Consider the following 13,264-nt stretch of genomic DNA (forward strand, 5'->3'; position numbering starts at 1 on the left):
GAAAATGATCTATCTGGATAACGCGGCAACGACGATGCAGAAACCGGAGGAAGTGATCCGGGCGGTTGTGACAGCCATGCAGTCCATGGGGAATGCCGGCAGGGGAGCGCACGCAGCCTCGTTGGAAGCATCGAGAACGATATATGACACGAGAGAGAAGCTCTGTCACTTTTTTGGGGGAAAAGATCCCCGTCAGCTGGTGTTCACCAGCAATTCCACAGAGAGTCTGAACATAGCTATCAAGGGAGTCTTAAATCCCGGAGACCATGTGATCACCACCATGCTGGAGCACAATTCCGTGCTGCGGCCTCTCTATGAGATGGAGGAAAAGGGCGTCCGCCTGACCATCGTGGAAAGCGATAAAAAGGGATGCATTGAGTATGAAGATTTTGAGAAAGCCATCTGTCCGGAGACAAAGGCCATTGTGTGTACACACGGGTCCAACCTGACAGGCAATCTGGTGGACATTGAGAGAGTCGGGGAGATTGCTGCAAGGCATGGTCTGCTCTTTATTGTAGATGCCTCCCAGACGGCAGGCGTATTTCCTATTGATGTAGAAAAGATGCATATAGATATCCTCTGCTTTACAGGTCATAAAGGCCTCCTGGGGCCCCAGGGGACCGGCGGCATGTATGTGCGGGAAGGGGTTCAAGTCCGGCCTTTAAAAAGCGGCGGCAGCGGCGTTCAGACCTACAGCAGGACCCATCCCTCCCAGATGCCGACAGCTCTGGAGGCGGGGACCATGAACGGACACGGCATAGCGGGACTCCATGCGGCCGTGGAGTACATTGAGCGGACAGGTATAGACAAGATCCGCAGAAGAGAACAGGAATGCATGTGGAATTTCTATCATGGAGTAAAAGATATTCCCGGCATTACTGTGTATGGAGATTTTTCCGGAGGGGAGAGATGTCCCATCGTCTCCCTCAATATCGGTGACTATGACTCCTCAGAAGTTGGTGATGAACTTCTTACAGAATATGGAATTTCCACAAGACCCGGAGCCCACTGTGCGCCTCTGATGCACCAGGCTCTCGGAACGGTGGAACAGGGGGCGGTAAGGTTCAGTTTTTCCCACTATACCACAGATGAGGAGGTAGAGACGGCCATAAGAGCCATCCGCGAGCTTGCCCGGGATGAGGAATAGCAGTTCCTGCAGGCTTTTCGGTAAATCTGTTTTCTTGAGTGAAAGAGAGTAAAGGAGGAAGTACAAATGAATTTTAACTTGTCAGACTCAAAGAAAAAACTTGCGCTGGCAGGGGTGGTATGCGGTCTGGTAGCGGCAGCACTCGCATACTTTGGAAACCCGGCCAATATGGCGATCTGTATCGCCTGCTTTGTCCGCGACACAGCCGGTGCCCTGGGCATGCACCAGGCTGACACTGTGCAGTATGCACGTCCTGAGATCATTGGCATCGTTCTCGGAGCCTTTGCGATCTCGGCTGCCACAAAAGAGTACCGTTCCACAGCCGGATCTTCACCTATGATCCGTTTTGTCCTTGGAATGGTCATTATGATCGGTTCCCTTGTGTTCCTTGGATGCCCGCTCCGTATGGTGATCCGTATGTCCGCAGGCGATCTGAACGCCTGGGTGGCACTGATCGGATTTATCCTGGGTGTTGCTACAGGAGCTTTTGCATTGAAAAAAGGCTTCAGCCTGGGAAGAGCACATGAGACCCAGAAGTCCAGCGGCGTAGTGCTGCCGGCTATTATGGTGGGTATCCTTTTGCTGGCGCTGTGTACAACGCTTCTTAAGTCCAGTGAGGCTGGCCCGGGAAGTATGCACGCACCCATTATCATCTCTCTGATCGGCGGACTGATCTTCGGCGCATTTGCCCAGAAGTCCAGAATGTGCTTCGCAGGAAGCATCAGAGACGTGATCCTGATGAAGAACTTTGATCTTCTCACTGTGATCGCCGGGCTCTTTGTTGTGATGCTGATCTACAACATTGCAACAGGAAACTTCGTACTGGGATTTGATACACCGGGCATCATTGCCCACTCTGAGCATCTGTGGAACATCCTGGGTATGTACGCGGTAGGTTTTGCTGCTGTACTTGCAGGAGGATGCCCGCTGCGCCAGCTTGTCCTTGCCGGACAGGGATCTTCTGACTCTGCGGTGACAGTTCTTGGCCTGTTCTTCGGAGCTGCACTGTGCCACAACCTTGGACTTGCATCCAGCGGTACAGCCCTTAATGCAGAGACGGGAGATGTTGTTGCAGGAGCAGCCACACCTGCCGGAAAAGTAGCTGTGATCATCTGTATCATCGTGTGCTTTATCATTGCATTCACAAATAAAAGAGAGAGTGCAAAATAGTTTCAGATATGTTATTCTAAGAAAGAAGGTAAAATAATATGAAGGAAGTAGATGCAAGAGGTCTTTCCTGCCCGGAACCTTTGATGCTGACCGCCGAGGCTCTCAAAAATGCAGACGGCCCTGTGAAGGTGCTTGTAAGTGAGCCCCATCAGAAGATGAACGTGGAGAAATACGCAAAAGACCACGGCAAGAAGGCAGTGTCGACAGAGAAAGACGGTTGCTTTGAAGTAGTGATCGAATAATGAGAAAAAAAGAATCAAAACTGGTTGTTACTTTTCACACAACAGCCGATGCCATGGCCATGGAGAAGACGTGCAAGGAAAAGAATGCCCCCGGCCGTCTCATTCCTGTGCCCAGAGCCATATCCGCCGGATGCGGCCTTGCGTGGTGTGCGGCCCTGGAAGAGCGGGAAGCCATCCTTTCTGTAATGGGGGAGGCGGGGATAGAGAGTGAGGCTCTCCACGAGTGCATGGTGTGATCCCATTCCCTGTGGAATGACAATTGAAAAAAGAATGCAAAGAGAGACTGCAGAGGCAAAAGTGCCCTGCAGTCTCTCTTTGCGTCCTGTAAAAGCCGCGGCAGCTGCTATCTGAAATGTCAGACTGTCAGACACCATGGCGGAACGTGTCCAGAACATGGGGGAGCAGCTTGTCGCTGCGGGCGGTCAGGGAGAATTTTCCCTTGAACAGTGCCCAGTCGTACAGAAGAGCCCGCTCGTACATGGCGTAGATATCCATCAGCTCAGCGGCCGTCGATGTGTCGGCAAACTCTCCGCTGTCCAGCCCCTCCTGGATCAGCTGGGTGAGCCACTGGAAATAGAACCTCTTTTTGTCGGAGAGGGATTTTTTGTCCTTGGTGATCAGCTGGGAGGAGTACAGGTAAGCCAACAGGTGGAGATCCACACTGTTCTCGATCATAAAGAACAGTTCGTGGTTCAAGAAGAGCAGCTTGTCATAGACGCTCATGTCCGGGTCGATGGTGGCGGACAGCTCCTCATATTTCTGATCAAACAAGTTGGAGAGCGTGTTCAGAAGCGCTTCTTTTCCCTTGAAATAGTGGTAAAAAGTTCCTTTGGAGGTCTTGGAAGCATTGATGATATCCTCCACGGTGGTATTGTCGTAACCGTTTTTATAAAAAAGGTTCCACGCTGCCTTTACGATCCGGCTCTTTGTGGATTGCCGTTTCCTTGCCATGTTCTCATCCCTTTCTGAAAGAGGTTAATGCAAAAGGAGAGCGGTACGAACCGCTCTCCCTGATTGTCCTGATATTATAAAGAATATCTTGAATATTCCTGGGTTCTGCCTGGATTAGCCAACCTGGAAGCCGTATTTCAGCGGATCTTCCGGATCGATCAGGTATGTAGCGACACCTGTCAGATATGCGCTTCCTGTGATCATCGGGATAACTGCATCATAGTCAGCAACTTTTGTTGTCTCTTTGATCACGCCCTTGAAGAGGCTTCCCATGAAGCTTTCATAACGGAATTCCTCGCCGACTTTGATCTCTCCCCAGTGGTGAAGAGTAGCCAGCTTAGCGCTTGTACCTGTTCCGCATGGTGAACGGTCAGCCATGGCATCGCCGAAGATAACAACGTTTCTTAAGTCAGCCTTGTCCGGGTTTGGAGTAGGTCCGTAGAACTCAACAAGGTCAACTGTGTCGATGTCAAGCAGCGGGTGCTTTACAGGGATCTCTTTGTTGATGACATCCAGCATCTTCATACCAAGAGCTGTGTAAGCGGGAACTGTCTTTCCGTTGATCTCTCCGATATCAAGCTGTGCAGTGTCAACCAGAGCGAAGAAGCTTCCGCCGAAGGAGATTGTGAAAGTGATCTCTTTGCCATCGATAGTTACTTTCTGGTTCTCTTTGTAAACGAATGCAGGAACGTTTGTCAGAGTAACGCTCTCAACTTTGCCGTTCTTAACGATAGCTTTTGTCCGGATCAGTCCGGCAGGAGCCTCGAGAACAACGTCATTCTCGCCCTCGTGGGACTCAACAAGACCAGCCTCAACAGCAACTGTGACAGCGCCGATGGTGCAGTGTCCGCACATGTTCAGGTATCCGCCTGTATCCATGAACATAACACCAAAGGAAGCTTCGGGGTCAACCGGTTTGCAGAGGAAAGCACCGAACATGTCGTGATGTCCTCTTGGCTCGAACATAAGAGCAGTACGAACCTGGTCGTAGTTCTTCTCCATCCATTTCTTTTTCTCGATCATTGTGTTGCCTTCTGGCTCCGGGAAACCACCGATTACAACACGGCAGAACTCTCCTTCAGTGTGAGCATCCACTACCTGAAGTGCAGCCTCAAAGCGGTCGAAGTTAACGTTAGCTTTTAACTCCATAATTACTACCTCCTTAAATTGTAGAAAATGTTTTCCTTATAGACAAAAACTATAAGTTTTTATAAAAACACATTGAAAACCCCCATGTTTCCTCTGTGCCTTATACAAAAATCACCCTCCGAATGACAGGAAATTAACGATTAGACTGCATTCTAGTACGCAGTTCATCTTTATAATCACTATTATGGGGTAAATGCCTTGAAAAGTCAATGATTTTTTGTTAATATAAAAGTGTTCAGAAAAGGCTTGAATTCTGAAAAAACCTGTGCTATTGTTAATGGGCATGAGAAACAATAGGGGGGTAGATGGGTGACTGGTGTGCCTCCTAGTCTTCAAAACTAGTGTGGGGCGTTAGGAGCGTCCTGGGTGGGTTCGATTCCCACATGCCTCCGCCAGAAAACAGCGTTATTCTGTTAAAAAAGTAGCAGAGACGATTTATAGATAAAATTTATTAATCTGACCGATAAGTCTTCTTTTGACGTTTTGAATGTGATAAGTAAATGGAAACGGATGAACCGTATCTGTTTTTGCTTAATAAAAAAAGAAAAGGAGAAGAGTGTCATGGGAAATGTACAGATCTTACTGCGCCAGCATGTAGGCGCGCCTTGCCAGGCTATCGTGAAAGCCGGCGATGCAGTGGAAAAAGGCACACTGATCGCTACACCGACTGGACTTGGGGCAAATATTTTTTCCAGTGTTTATGGTGTGGTAGAGGAAGTGACAGATGATCGCATCATCATCAAACCAGACGAAGAACAGAAAGAAGAATTCGTTCCTATCAAAGAGGGAACAAAACTTGAGATGGTAAAGGAAGCGGGAATCGTTGGAATGGGCGGTGCCGGTTTCCCGACAGGCATTAAGCTGAACATCAATCTTGCTGAGACTCCCATGGGTGAGATGGATCCGGAGATAAACCCGGAGCTGCCGGAAGGATTCAAGCTGGAGCACAGCTACATCCTGATCAATGCGGCAGAGTGCGAGCCCGGACTGGAGCACAACATCCAGCAGCTTGAGGAGCAGACGGATAAAGTGATCCGCGGTGTGAAATACTGTATGGAGATCACACATGCCGACAAAGCGATCTTTGCTATTAAGAAGAAACATCACAAAGCCATCAAGATCCTGGATGCGGCGCTGAAGAGTGAGCCGGACATCTCCATGCACATGATGGCAGATATCTATCCGATGGGCGAGGAGCGTGCAGTAGTAAGAGAGTGCCTTGGCGTGAACCTTACGACAACACAGCTTCCGTCAGCAGCAAGATCCGTGGTTGTAAACCTGGAGACAGTTGCAAAAGTAGCAGAAGCTATCGATGAGAGAAAACCATGCATCACAAAGAACGTAACCGTTCGCGGAAAACTGGTGGGCGGCAATGAAGCACACGTATTCATGGACGTTCCGGTTGGTGTAAGTGTTGGAGAGCTGATTGAGAAAGCCGGCGGCATTGACGGCGAGTACGGCGAGATCATCATGGGAGGAGCTTTCACAGGAAAATCCACAGATATGGATGCTCCTATCACAAAGACTACCGGCGGTATCCTTGTGACAATGGAATTCCCGGATCTCCACGGCGCAAAGACAGGACTTCTTGTCTGTGCCTGCGGCGGAAGCGAGGAGCGTATGCGTGAGATCGCTTCCAAGATGAATGCCAATGTTATATCTGTCTGCAGATGCAAACAGGCTATCGAGAACAAGCCGGGCGCTCCGCTGAAATGCTTAAGACCTGGTAACTGTCCTGGACAGGTTAAGAACAACATGCAGTTCAAGAAAGACGGATGCGAGTACATCATCATCGGTAACTGCTCTGACTGCTCCAACACAGTTATGGCTTCCGGTCCGAAGATGGGACTGAAAGTTTTCCATCAGACAGACCACGTAATGAGGACAATTGGACATCCTCTTTACAGAACACTTAAGATATCCAAAGAAGTAAGCCAGGATATCGATTTCTAAAAAACGGTATTTCTGTCGCGGATAAACCCTGCGGGAGCCACCCCGATACTTCCGCAGGTGAGAAAAAATGAGAGGTGTTCTTTTGTTTATCGGCGGCTGCAAATATACACCCTTATCCGTGCAAAGCATGGATAAAAAACGGGGTATCCCTTAAGGGATATCCACAGGCAACAAAACAAGGAGGGAAAAAATATGTCAATCACAGCTGAAACAGCTAAAGCACATGCACATGATCCTGCAGTACTTTGTTGTAGAGCCGAAGGCGGCATTACAATCGAGCCAGCTAATCTGGAAGATCCGGCAATCTTTGACGATCTTGTAGATTCAGGATTACTGAACCTTGATGGATGCCTTACCATCGAGGAAGTTTTAGGTGCGAAACTGAAAGAGACCTGCGATTCTCTTTGCCCGCTTACTGCAGACAAAGTAGAGGGAGCAAAAGCACCAAGCACACCAGTAGCAGAGGAAGCTCCTGCAGAGGAGGAGGCAGCACCTGTAGCAGCACCGGCGGCAGCAGCACCGGTTGCAGCAGGCGGTATGCTGAAGATCCACATCGGAGAAGGAAAGGACATCAACCTTGAGATCCCGGTAGGAGCACTTGGAAACGGCGGAGCTGCAGTAGCAGAGATCCCCGCAGCAGAGGCAGCAGTTGCAGGCGCAGCAGCACCGGCAGCTGAGGCAGAGGAAGAGAAGGTAGTAAGAACCTTAACAAGAAAACACTTCAAGATCACAGAAGTTAAGAGAGGACCTGAGACAAAGATCGAGGGAACAACTCTTTACATCCGTGAGGGAATTGAGCAGGAAGTAATCGACAACCAGGAACTGGTTAAAGATTTCCACCTGGAGATCATCACTCCTGACAAATACCACACATATTCTGAGACAATCATGGACGTACAGCCGATCGCTACAAAAGAGGGCGATGCTGACCTTGGTACAGGCGTAACACGTGTCCTTGACGGCGTTGTTATGATGCTGACAGGTGTAGATGAAGGCGGCGTTCAGATCGGTGAGTTCGGTTCTTCCGAAGGATACCTGGATGAGAACATCATGTGGGGCCGTCCGGGATGCCCGGATAAAGGCGAGATCTTCATCAAGGGTAACATCGTTATCCAGGAGAAGACAAACATGGAGCGTCGTGGACCTATGGCTGCTCACACAGCATTTGATGTTATTACACAGGAAATCCGCGAGGTTATGAAAGAGCTTGACGAGAGCCTTGTTGCTGAGACTCAGGAACTGAAACAGGTTCGTCGTCCTGGCAAGAAGAAAGTCGTTATCGTAAAAGAGATTATGGGACAGGGAGCTATGCATGACAACTTCATCCTTCCTGTAGAGCCGGTTGGTATCCTTGGAGCAAGAGCAAACGTTGACTTAGGAAATGTTCCTGTATGCGTATCTCCGCTTGAGGTCCTGGATGGCTGTATCCATGCTCTGACATGTATCGGACCTGCATCCAAAGAGATGTCCAGACATTACTGGAGAGAGCCACTCGTACTTGAGGCTCTGCATGATCCGGAAGTTGACCTTTGCGGTGTAGTATTCGTAGGAAGCCCGCAGATCAACGCTGAGAAATTCTACGTATCCAAACGTGTAGGACATACAGTAGAGATGATGGACGTTGACGGAGCATTCGTTACAACAGAAGGTTTCGGAAACAACCACATCGACTTCGCAAGCCATATCGAGCAGATCGGTATGAGAGGCGTTCCGACAGTTGGAATGTCCTACTGTGCAGTACAGGGTGCTCTCGTTGTTGGTAACAAGTACATGACATACATGGTTGACAACAACAAATCCGAGTCCGGTATCGAGAACGAAGTTCTTGGATGCAACACTCTGTGTGAAGAGGATGCTATCCGTGCACTTGCTATGCTGAAGACAGCTATGGCAGGCGAGGAAGTGAAAGCTGCTGAGAAGAAGTGGAACCCGAACGTTAAGTCTACAAACGTAGAGCTGATCGAGGGTGCATACGGCAAGAAGGTAGAGCTTGTTGATAACGAGCAGTCCCTGCCGATGAGCCAGAAACGTAAGGAAAAATACGACTAATCAGAGGCGGTTTCATGAATAACGAACGCTTGCACTATGGCGACAGGATCATTTACATGGAAGGCGTTGTCGTGGATGTTGACGACTGCAGCATCAGCGTGGATCTGAAAGGACGTCTTGGATTTTTCAAGGCTCCGAAGCGGATGTTCATATGCGACACAGAGCCGAAAGTGGGACAGGAGTTTGGATGGAACATGAGTTTTCCGGAGCAGCTCGGTCCTGAAGTAAATGAAAAGTATGTCAGCAATATAGAGAAAGAACGACGCAATCAGGAAAAGATGCGTGGACAAATGGAGAATAAGGAGGTTTCAAAATGAGTTTAACGGTTGTTAAAGGTTTACAATCTGAAATTTTCGTTCCTATTACTCCTCCTGCAGTATGGGCGCCTGTTACAAAAGAGCTGAAAGACATGTCTGTAGCTCTTGCAACAGCTGCTGGTGTTCATAAGAAAGACCAGGAGAGATTTAATCTTGCCGGTGACTTCACATGGAGAAAGATAGAGAACACAACACCATCCAGCGAACTGATGGTATCACACGGTGGATATGACAACAGTGATGTTAACAAGGACATCAACTGTATGTTCCCCATCGACAGAATTCATGAGCTTGCAGCAGAAGGATTTATCAGAGCTTGTGCTCCGGTGCATGCAGGTTTCATGGGCGGCGGCGGAAACCAGGAGAAGTTCAAACACGAGACTGGTCCGGCTATCGCTAAAATGTTTACAGAAGAGGACGTTGACGCAGTAGTCCTCACCGCTGGCTGAGGTACCTGCCACCGCTCTGCAGTACTGGTGCAGAGAGCGATTGAAGAGGCTGGAATTCCTACAATCATTATTGCAGCTCTTCCTCCGGTTGTACGTCAGACCGGAACTCCTCGTGCGGTAGCTCCGTTAGTACCTATGGGTGCTAATGCGGGTGGTCCTCACAACGTAGAACAGCAGACACAGATCGTAAAAGCTACTCTTGAGCAGTTGATCAAGATCCAGACACCTGGAACGATCGTACCGCTGCCGTATGAATACGTTGCTAAGATCTAATATCTGAAGTATTGGATTAAACGCTAGACAGGATTTAAAGGGCAGATGTTTTATCATCTGCCCTTTTTGTAAAAAAGATATGTTAACAATATAACAATGTAACGGAGGTGGAAAAATGCCAGAACAGGTAAAAGATTTACGCCGCCTTGTGATCAAAGCATTCCATATGACTGATGTGGAGTGGGGAGAGCACAACGATATCACGGTGGACGGGCACATGACTGTCAGCAAAGAGATGCTGGACGGGCTTGTTACTGAAGAGAAAGACTGTATCGAGAAGATCGATATTCAGATCATTAAGCCGGGAGATCACGACCGCTGGACAAACACGATCATGGATATCATTCCGATTTCCACAAAGGTTCTTGGAAAGATCGGAGAGGGCATTACCCACACAGTCACAGGAGTATATGTGATGCTGACTGGTGTGGATACAGTTGGAAAACAGTGTCATGAATTTGGATCTTCCGAGGGAAATCTGAAGGATCAGCTTTATCTGAACAGAGCAGGAACACCGGGTGACGATGACTATATCATCTCCTTTGATGTTACGCTGAAAGAGGGAATGGGACAGGAGAGACCCGGCCCGACAGCCGCTCACAGAGCGTGTGATAAGTTTATCCAGACATATCGCGAGAAGCTGAAGAAATTCAAGGGCGAAAAATGCACAGAGCGCCATGAGTACCACGATATCGTGAGACCTGGCAAGAAGAGAGTGCTTATTGTAAAACAGGTGGCCGGACAGGGTGCTATGTACGATACACATCTGTTTGCGAAAGAGCCATCAGGTGTGGAAGGCGGACGTTCCATTATAGATATGGGCAATATGCCGATCCTTGTTACGCCCAATGAATACAGAGACGGAATTATCCGTTCCATGCAGTAGGAGGTGAACAGTATGGGTATCGGACCATCAACAAAAGAAACATCACTTCATCATTTCAGAGACCCGCTTCTGGATGTGGTTTCCCAGGACACAGACGTGGATCTGATGGGAATTGTCATTGTGGGAACACCGGATGATAACGTAGATAAAATGCTTGTGGGAACAAGAACAGCCGTGTGGGCAGAAGCCATGCGCGCGGACGGAGTGATCATTTCCTCCGACGGCTGGGGAAACAGCGATGTGGACTTTACAAACACATGCGAGCAGCTTGGTACAAGGGGAATAGCTGTTACTGGTCTGAACTTCAGTGGTACAGTGGCCCAGTTTGTCGTTACCAATGATTATCTGGACGGTATCGTCGATATCAACAAGAGCGCGGACGGCACAGAGACCAATGTGGTTGGGGAAAACAACATGGTTGAGCTTGACTGCAAGAAAGCGCTTGCGCTGCTGAAACTCAAGATGAGAAAGATGGAGCAGCACAGATAAATTTTAAACCATGGAAAAACAGGAAAGAAAAAGCACGACATCTGCTCATGTCGTGCCCTTTCTTCTTGGTATGTCATTGAGAGGTTTTTCCTCGTTGCAATGCAGTTTGTATGTATATATACAAAGCTGGGGAAAAGTATCTCCTTGACGGAGAAAAGTATATATAAATTGTAGTTCACCAATGCAGGACTGCCCTTGGGGAAAGTGGTCGGCATCAGATCAACTGCAACTGCAACCTTTATTAAGATTGGGTTAACTATAGCACAAGATGGCCCGGGTGTCAAGACACCTGGAGAAGGTGGGGAAAAGTTGTATGTTTATACAAATAAAGTGTATTGCCGGATGCTGAATTTGTATAAATTTAATAAAGTGACGTATTATCACTTTATCAGACAAAAGCAACGGCAGACCGCACTTTCTGTAGGCATATGCCCGGAGATGTGGTATAATATCCACGAGACGGCAATCCTGTCGAAACGAAAGGGAGGAATGGAGAAATTGGAAGAAGTGAAAATGGAGCAGCAGACGGCGGCCGATCCGCGGAAGAACCGGTATGTGGTGGACATCCGGCGGGACAAGGCCATGATGATGAAATATATCAAATTCTATAACCGGGTGAAACACCCGCGTGTCACCTTCAACCTGGTTATGACAGGCATCCTGCTGGCGCTTGTGCCGACTCTGGTAAAGAATATGGCGCTGCCCGGCGTGATCGTCTGCTACGGCGTGGGCGCCCTGCTCGTTGCGACGGGACTGTTCCGGCAGTATCTGGCGCTTGGCACGATGAGAGGGGACCCGGCGGTGAAGGAAAACGAGGAGCTCACCTACCTGTTCGGCAATACAGGCGTGCGGGTGCGGCAGAACGGGTCTGTGGACAATATGGGTTACTACAAGACGATCTACCGGATCTGGGAGGATGAAAAGACATACTACGTAGGTATGAACGAGGATGATCTGCTGATCCTGCCGAAGGCAAACTTTACCGAAGGTGAGGAGAGGGACTTTAAGGAGTTTATCCTTGAGAAGAGCGGCGCGGATTACCGCTGGCTGCCTGTGGGGCTCTGGAACCGGTTTAAGAACTTTGGAATGCAGATACGCGGCCACATCACGCGGATGCGGATCGAGGCGCAGGAGAGAGAAAAAGAAAGAAGATAAGAAAAAGGTTCTGTGTGGGATGACCACGCAGAACCTTTTTTTCTCTCATTATGAAGTTTTTATGAGTCTGCTTACGCTGCAGAACCTTTCTTGATAGCGTCGTGCAGATACAGGAACGCTGTGATGTAAACGATAACAGCGATAACCTTGGTCAGTGTATCCAACGGCAGACTGGATACGAAAGCGTATGCGCAGTAAACACCGATGGCGCCAAAGATAGCCTGTGTCCAGCAGGCAACCATGTCGTATCTTCCCTGAGCGATGAACTTCGGGCCGTTACCAAATGCCATCAGGTATGCGCAGGATCCCATCATAGCCGGGAACGCACATCCGGCATCCATACCAAGAGCCAGAACCATAGCCATACAAGGAGCGTACAGACCAACACCGATACTCATCAGAGCGCCGAAGATGAAGTTGCCGACAACAGCGATCACGAGCTTCACGCCACGAAGACCAAGCTCTGTACCGATCGTACCGAACGGACCAACTGCGAAAACCTTCATCAGGATCACGGTAGCCAGGATGAACAGACCGATGAACAGCGCGTAACGAACTTTCTTCCGGTCGAACTTGGTTACGATATCGGCCATTACGAAAGAACCAACTACGGAAGCGACAATCATCAGAACCAGTGTCAGGATATCCATATCTACGAAACCGAAGAACAGGAAAGCCTCCACACATACAGGAACGGTATCGCCTACGTTCAGCGTGCCGGGAACCAGGATATCGTCTACAGACTTCGTCAGCTTAAAAGAAGCAGATGACGGAGCAAAAGAACCGATTCCCAGAGTATCCAGGAAGTTCGCTACAAATCCAGTGATAATGGTTGCGACAAGATTCTTCGGCTGTTTACCTCTCTGCCACAGTTCCTCGCCGGTCATTCCAGTTCCAGGGTCTTTCTCCGGATTTGCGCGGAGCTCTTTGTTCTTGCGGATCATCAGAACAACGTTCAGGATGATACCGATCACGCACAATCCCTTCATGATGTACATTGCCATAAAAACATCCCTCCAGATTATGAATAAAAA

At 48.9% G+C, this 13,264-nt stretch carries 14 protein-coding genes and 1 tRNA gene; 12 read left to right on the plus strand and 3 right to left on the minus strand.

Annotation, left to right across the window (positions count from 1 at the left end):
* Positions 1-4 precede the first annotated feature (4 nt).
* The 4 genes from Q5911_RS05405 to Q5911_RS05420 all read left to right on the plus strand — a co-directional run bounded on the left by Q5911_RS05405 (position 5) and on the right by Q5911_RS05420 (position 2,795).
* A complete protein-coding gene (locus tag Q5911_RS05405) occupies positions 5-1,147 on the plus strand; it encodes an aminotransferase class V-fold PLP-dependent enzyme (RefSeq protein WP_281724933.1) in 1,143 nt (380 codons plus the stop codon).
* Positions 1,148-1,213: 66 nt separating this feature from the next.
* Positions 1,214-2,317, plus strand: a complete 1,104-nt coding sequence (gene yedE / locus Q5911_RS05410; RefSeq protein WP_281724932.1) for a YedE family putative selenium transporter — start codon at positions 1,214-1,216, stop codon at positions 2,315-2,317.
* 38 nt (positions 2,318-2,355) lie between these two features.
* Positions 2,356-2,559 carry a sulfurtransferase TusA family protein gene (locus tag Q5911_RS05415; protein WP_033124760.1) on the plus strand — a complete coding sequence of 68 codons (204 nt, stop codon included), beginning with the start codon at positions 2,356-2,358 and terminating at the stop codon, positions 2,557-2,559.
* Positions 2,559-2,795: a DUF3343 domain-containing protein gene (locus tag Q5911_RS05420; RefSeq protein WP_303181546.1), complete on the plus strand. Its 237-nt coding sequence runs from the start codon at positions 2,559-2,561 to the stop codon at positions 2,793-2,795. Before Q5911_RS05415 ends, Q5911_RS05420 begins: the two co-directional genes overlap by 1 nt.
* 127 nt (positions 2,796-2,922) lie before the next feature.
* Here Q5911_RS05420 and Q5911_RS05425 read toward each other — a convergent pair whose 3' ends face one another.
* Both Q5911_RS05425 and Q5911_RS05430 read right to left on the minus strand, forming a co-directional pair.
* Positions 2,923-3,510, minus strand: coding sequence for a TetR/AcrR family transcriptional regulator (locus Q5911_RS05425; RefSeq protein WP_303181547.1), 588 nt, complete (start codon positions 3,508-3,510; stop codon positions 2,923-2,925).
* A gap of 114 nt (positions 3,511-3,624) precedes the next feature.
* Positions 3,625-4,659, minus strand: coding sequence for a proline racemase family protein (locus tag Q5911_RS05430; RefSeq protein ID WP_281724930.1), 1,035 nt, complete (start codon positions 4,657-4,659; stop codon positions 3,625-3,627).
* Positions 4,660-4,956: 297 nt separating this feature from the next.
* On the opposite strand from Q5911_RS05430, the gene Q5911_RS05435 reads away from it, so the two are divergent.
* The 8 genes from Q5911_RS05435 to Q5911_RS05470 all read left to right on the plus strand — a co-directional run bounded on the left by Q5911_RS05435 (position 4,957) and on the right by Q5911_RS05470 (position 12,230).
* A tRNA-Sec gene (locus tag Q5911_RS05435) sits at positions 4,957-5,054 on the plus strand.
* Between the two features lie 166 nt (positions 5,055-5,220).
* On the plus strand, positions 5,221-6,612 hold the full coding sequence (prdC, locus tag Q5911_RS05440; RefSeq protein ID WP_281724929.1) for a proline reductase-associated electron transfer protein PrdC: 1,392 nt from the start codon (positions 5,221-5,223) through the stop codon (positions 6,610-6,612).
* A 192-nt stretch (positions 6,613-6,804) separates the two neighbouring features.
* Complete coding sequence (gene prdA / locus Q5911_RS05445) at positions 6,805-8,661, plus strand: D-proline reductase (dithiol) proprotein PrdA (protein ID WP_303181549.1); 1,857 nt, start codon at positions 6,805-6,807, stop codon at positions 8,659-8,661.
* A gap of 14 nt (positions 8,662-8,675) precedes the next feature.
* Positions 8,676-8,978, plus strand: coding sequence for a CBO2463/CBO2479 domain-containing protein (locus tag Q5911_RS05450; protein ID WP_081957947.1), 303 nt, complete (start codon positions 8,676-8,678; stop codon positions 8,976-8,978).
* Positions 8,975-9,700, plus strand: a complete 726-nt coding sequence (gene prdB / locus Q5911_RS05455) for a D-proline reductase (dithiol) protein PrdB (protein ID WP_303181551.1) — start codon at positions 8,975-8,977, stop codon at positions 9,698-9,700. Before Q5911_RS05450 ends, prdB begins: the two co-directional genes overlap by 4 nt.
* A gap of 115 nt (positions 9,701-9,815) precedes the next feature.
* On the plus strand, positions 9,816-10,586 hold the full coding sequence (gene prdD, locus Q5911_RS05460; RefSeq protein ID WP_303181552.1) for a proline reductase cluster protein PrdD: 771 nt from the start codon (positions 9,816-9,818) through the stop codon (positions 10,584-10,586).
* 12 nt (positions 10,587-10,598) lie between these two features.
* Positions 10,599-11,075: a glycine/sarcosine/betaine reductase component B subunit gene (locus Q5911_RS05465; protein ID WP_303181554.1), complete on the plus strand. Its 477-nt coding sequence runs from the start codon at positions 10,599-10,601 to the stop codon at positions 11,073-11,075.
* A 507-nt stretch (positions 11,076-11,582) separates the two neighbouring features.
* A complete protein-coding gene (locus Q5911_RS05470) occupies positions 11,583-12,230 on the plus strand; it encodes a YcxB family protein (protein ID WP_242842803.1) in 648 nt (215 codons plus the stop codon).
* A 71-nt stretch (positions 12,231-12,301) separates the two neighbouring features.
* Here Q5911_RS05470 and Q5911_RS05475 read toward each other — a convergent pair whose 3' ends face one another.
* A complete protein-coding gene (locus Q5911_RS05475; protein WP_303181556.1) occupies positions 12,302-13,234 on the minus strand; it encodes a permease in 933 nt (310 codons plus the stop codon).
* Positions 13,235-13,264: the final 30 nt, after the last annotated feature.

It is taken from the genome of Lachnoclostridium phocaeense, assembly GCF_959599685.1.
GTDB classification, from domain to species: domain Bacteria; phylum Bacillota; class Clostridia; order Lachnospirales; family Lachnospiraceae; genus Claveliimonas; species Claveliimonas monacensis.

Bases quoted from the DNA above. Each gene is read 5' to 3' on its own strand.
- prdC (WP_281724929.1), top strand. From the start codon at position 5,221: ATGGGAAATGTACAGATCTTACTGCGCCAGCATGTAGGCGCGCCTTGC.
- Q5911_RS05415 (WP_033124760.1), top strand. From the start codon at position 2,356: ATGAAGGAAGTAGATGCAAGAGGTCTTTCCTGCCCGGAACCTTTGATG.
- Q5911_RS05475 (WP_303181556.1), bottom strand. From the start codon at position 13,234: ATGGCAATGTACATCATGAAGGGATTGTGCGTGATCGGTATCATCCTG.
- prdD (WP_303181552.1), top strand. From the start codon at position 9,816: ATGCCAGAACAGGTAAAAGATTTACGCCGCCTTGTGATCAAAGCATTC.
- Q5911_RS05450 (WP_081957947.1), top strand. From the start codon at position 8,676: ATGAATAACGAACGCTTGCACTATGGCGACAGGATCATTTACATGGAA.
- yedE (WP_281724932.1), top strand. From the start codon at position 1,214: ATGAATTTTAACTTGTCAGACTCAAAGAAAAAACTTGCGCTGGCAGGG.
- Q5911_RS05465 (WP_303181554.1), top strand. From the start codon at position 10,599: ATGGGTATCGGACCATCAACAAAAGAAACATCACTTCATCATTTCAGA.
- Q5911_RS05430 (WP_281724930.1), bottom strand. From the start codon at position 4,659: ATGGAGTTAAAAGCTAACGTTAACTTCGACCGCTTTGAGGCTGCACTT.
- Q5911_RS05425 (WP_303181547.1), bottom strand. From the start codon at position 3,510: ATGGCAAGGAAACGGCAATCCACAAAGAGCCGGATCGTAAAGGCAGCG.
- Q5911_RS05405 (WP_281724933.1), top strand. From the start codon at position 5: ATGATCTATCTGGATAACGCGGCAACGACGATGCAGAAACCGGAGGAA.
- prdA (WP_303181549.1), top strand. From the start codon at position 6,805: ATGTCAATCACAGCTGAAACAGCTAAAGCACATGCACATGATCCTGCA.
- Q5911_RS05420 (WP_303181546.1), top strand. From the start codon at position 2,559: ATGAGAAAAAAAGAATCAAAACTGGTTGTTACTTTTCACACAACAGCC.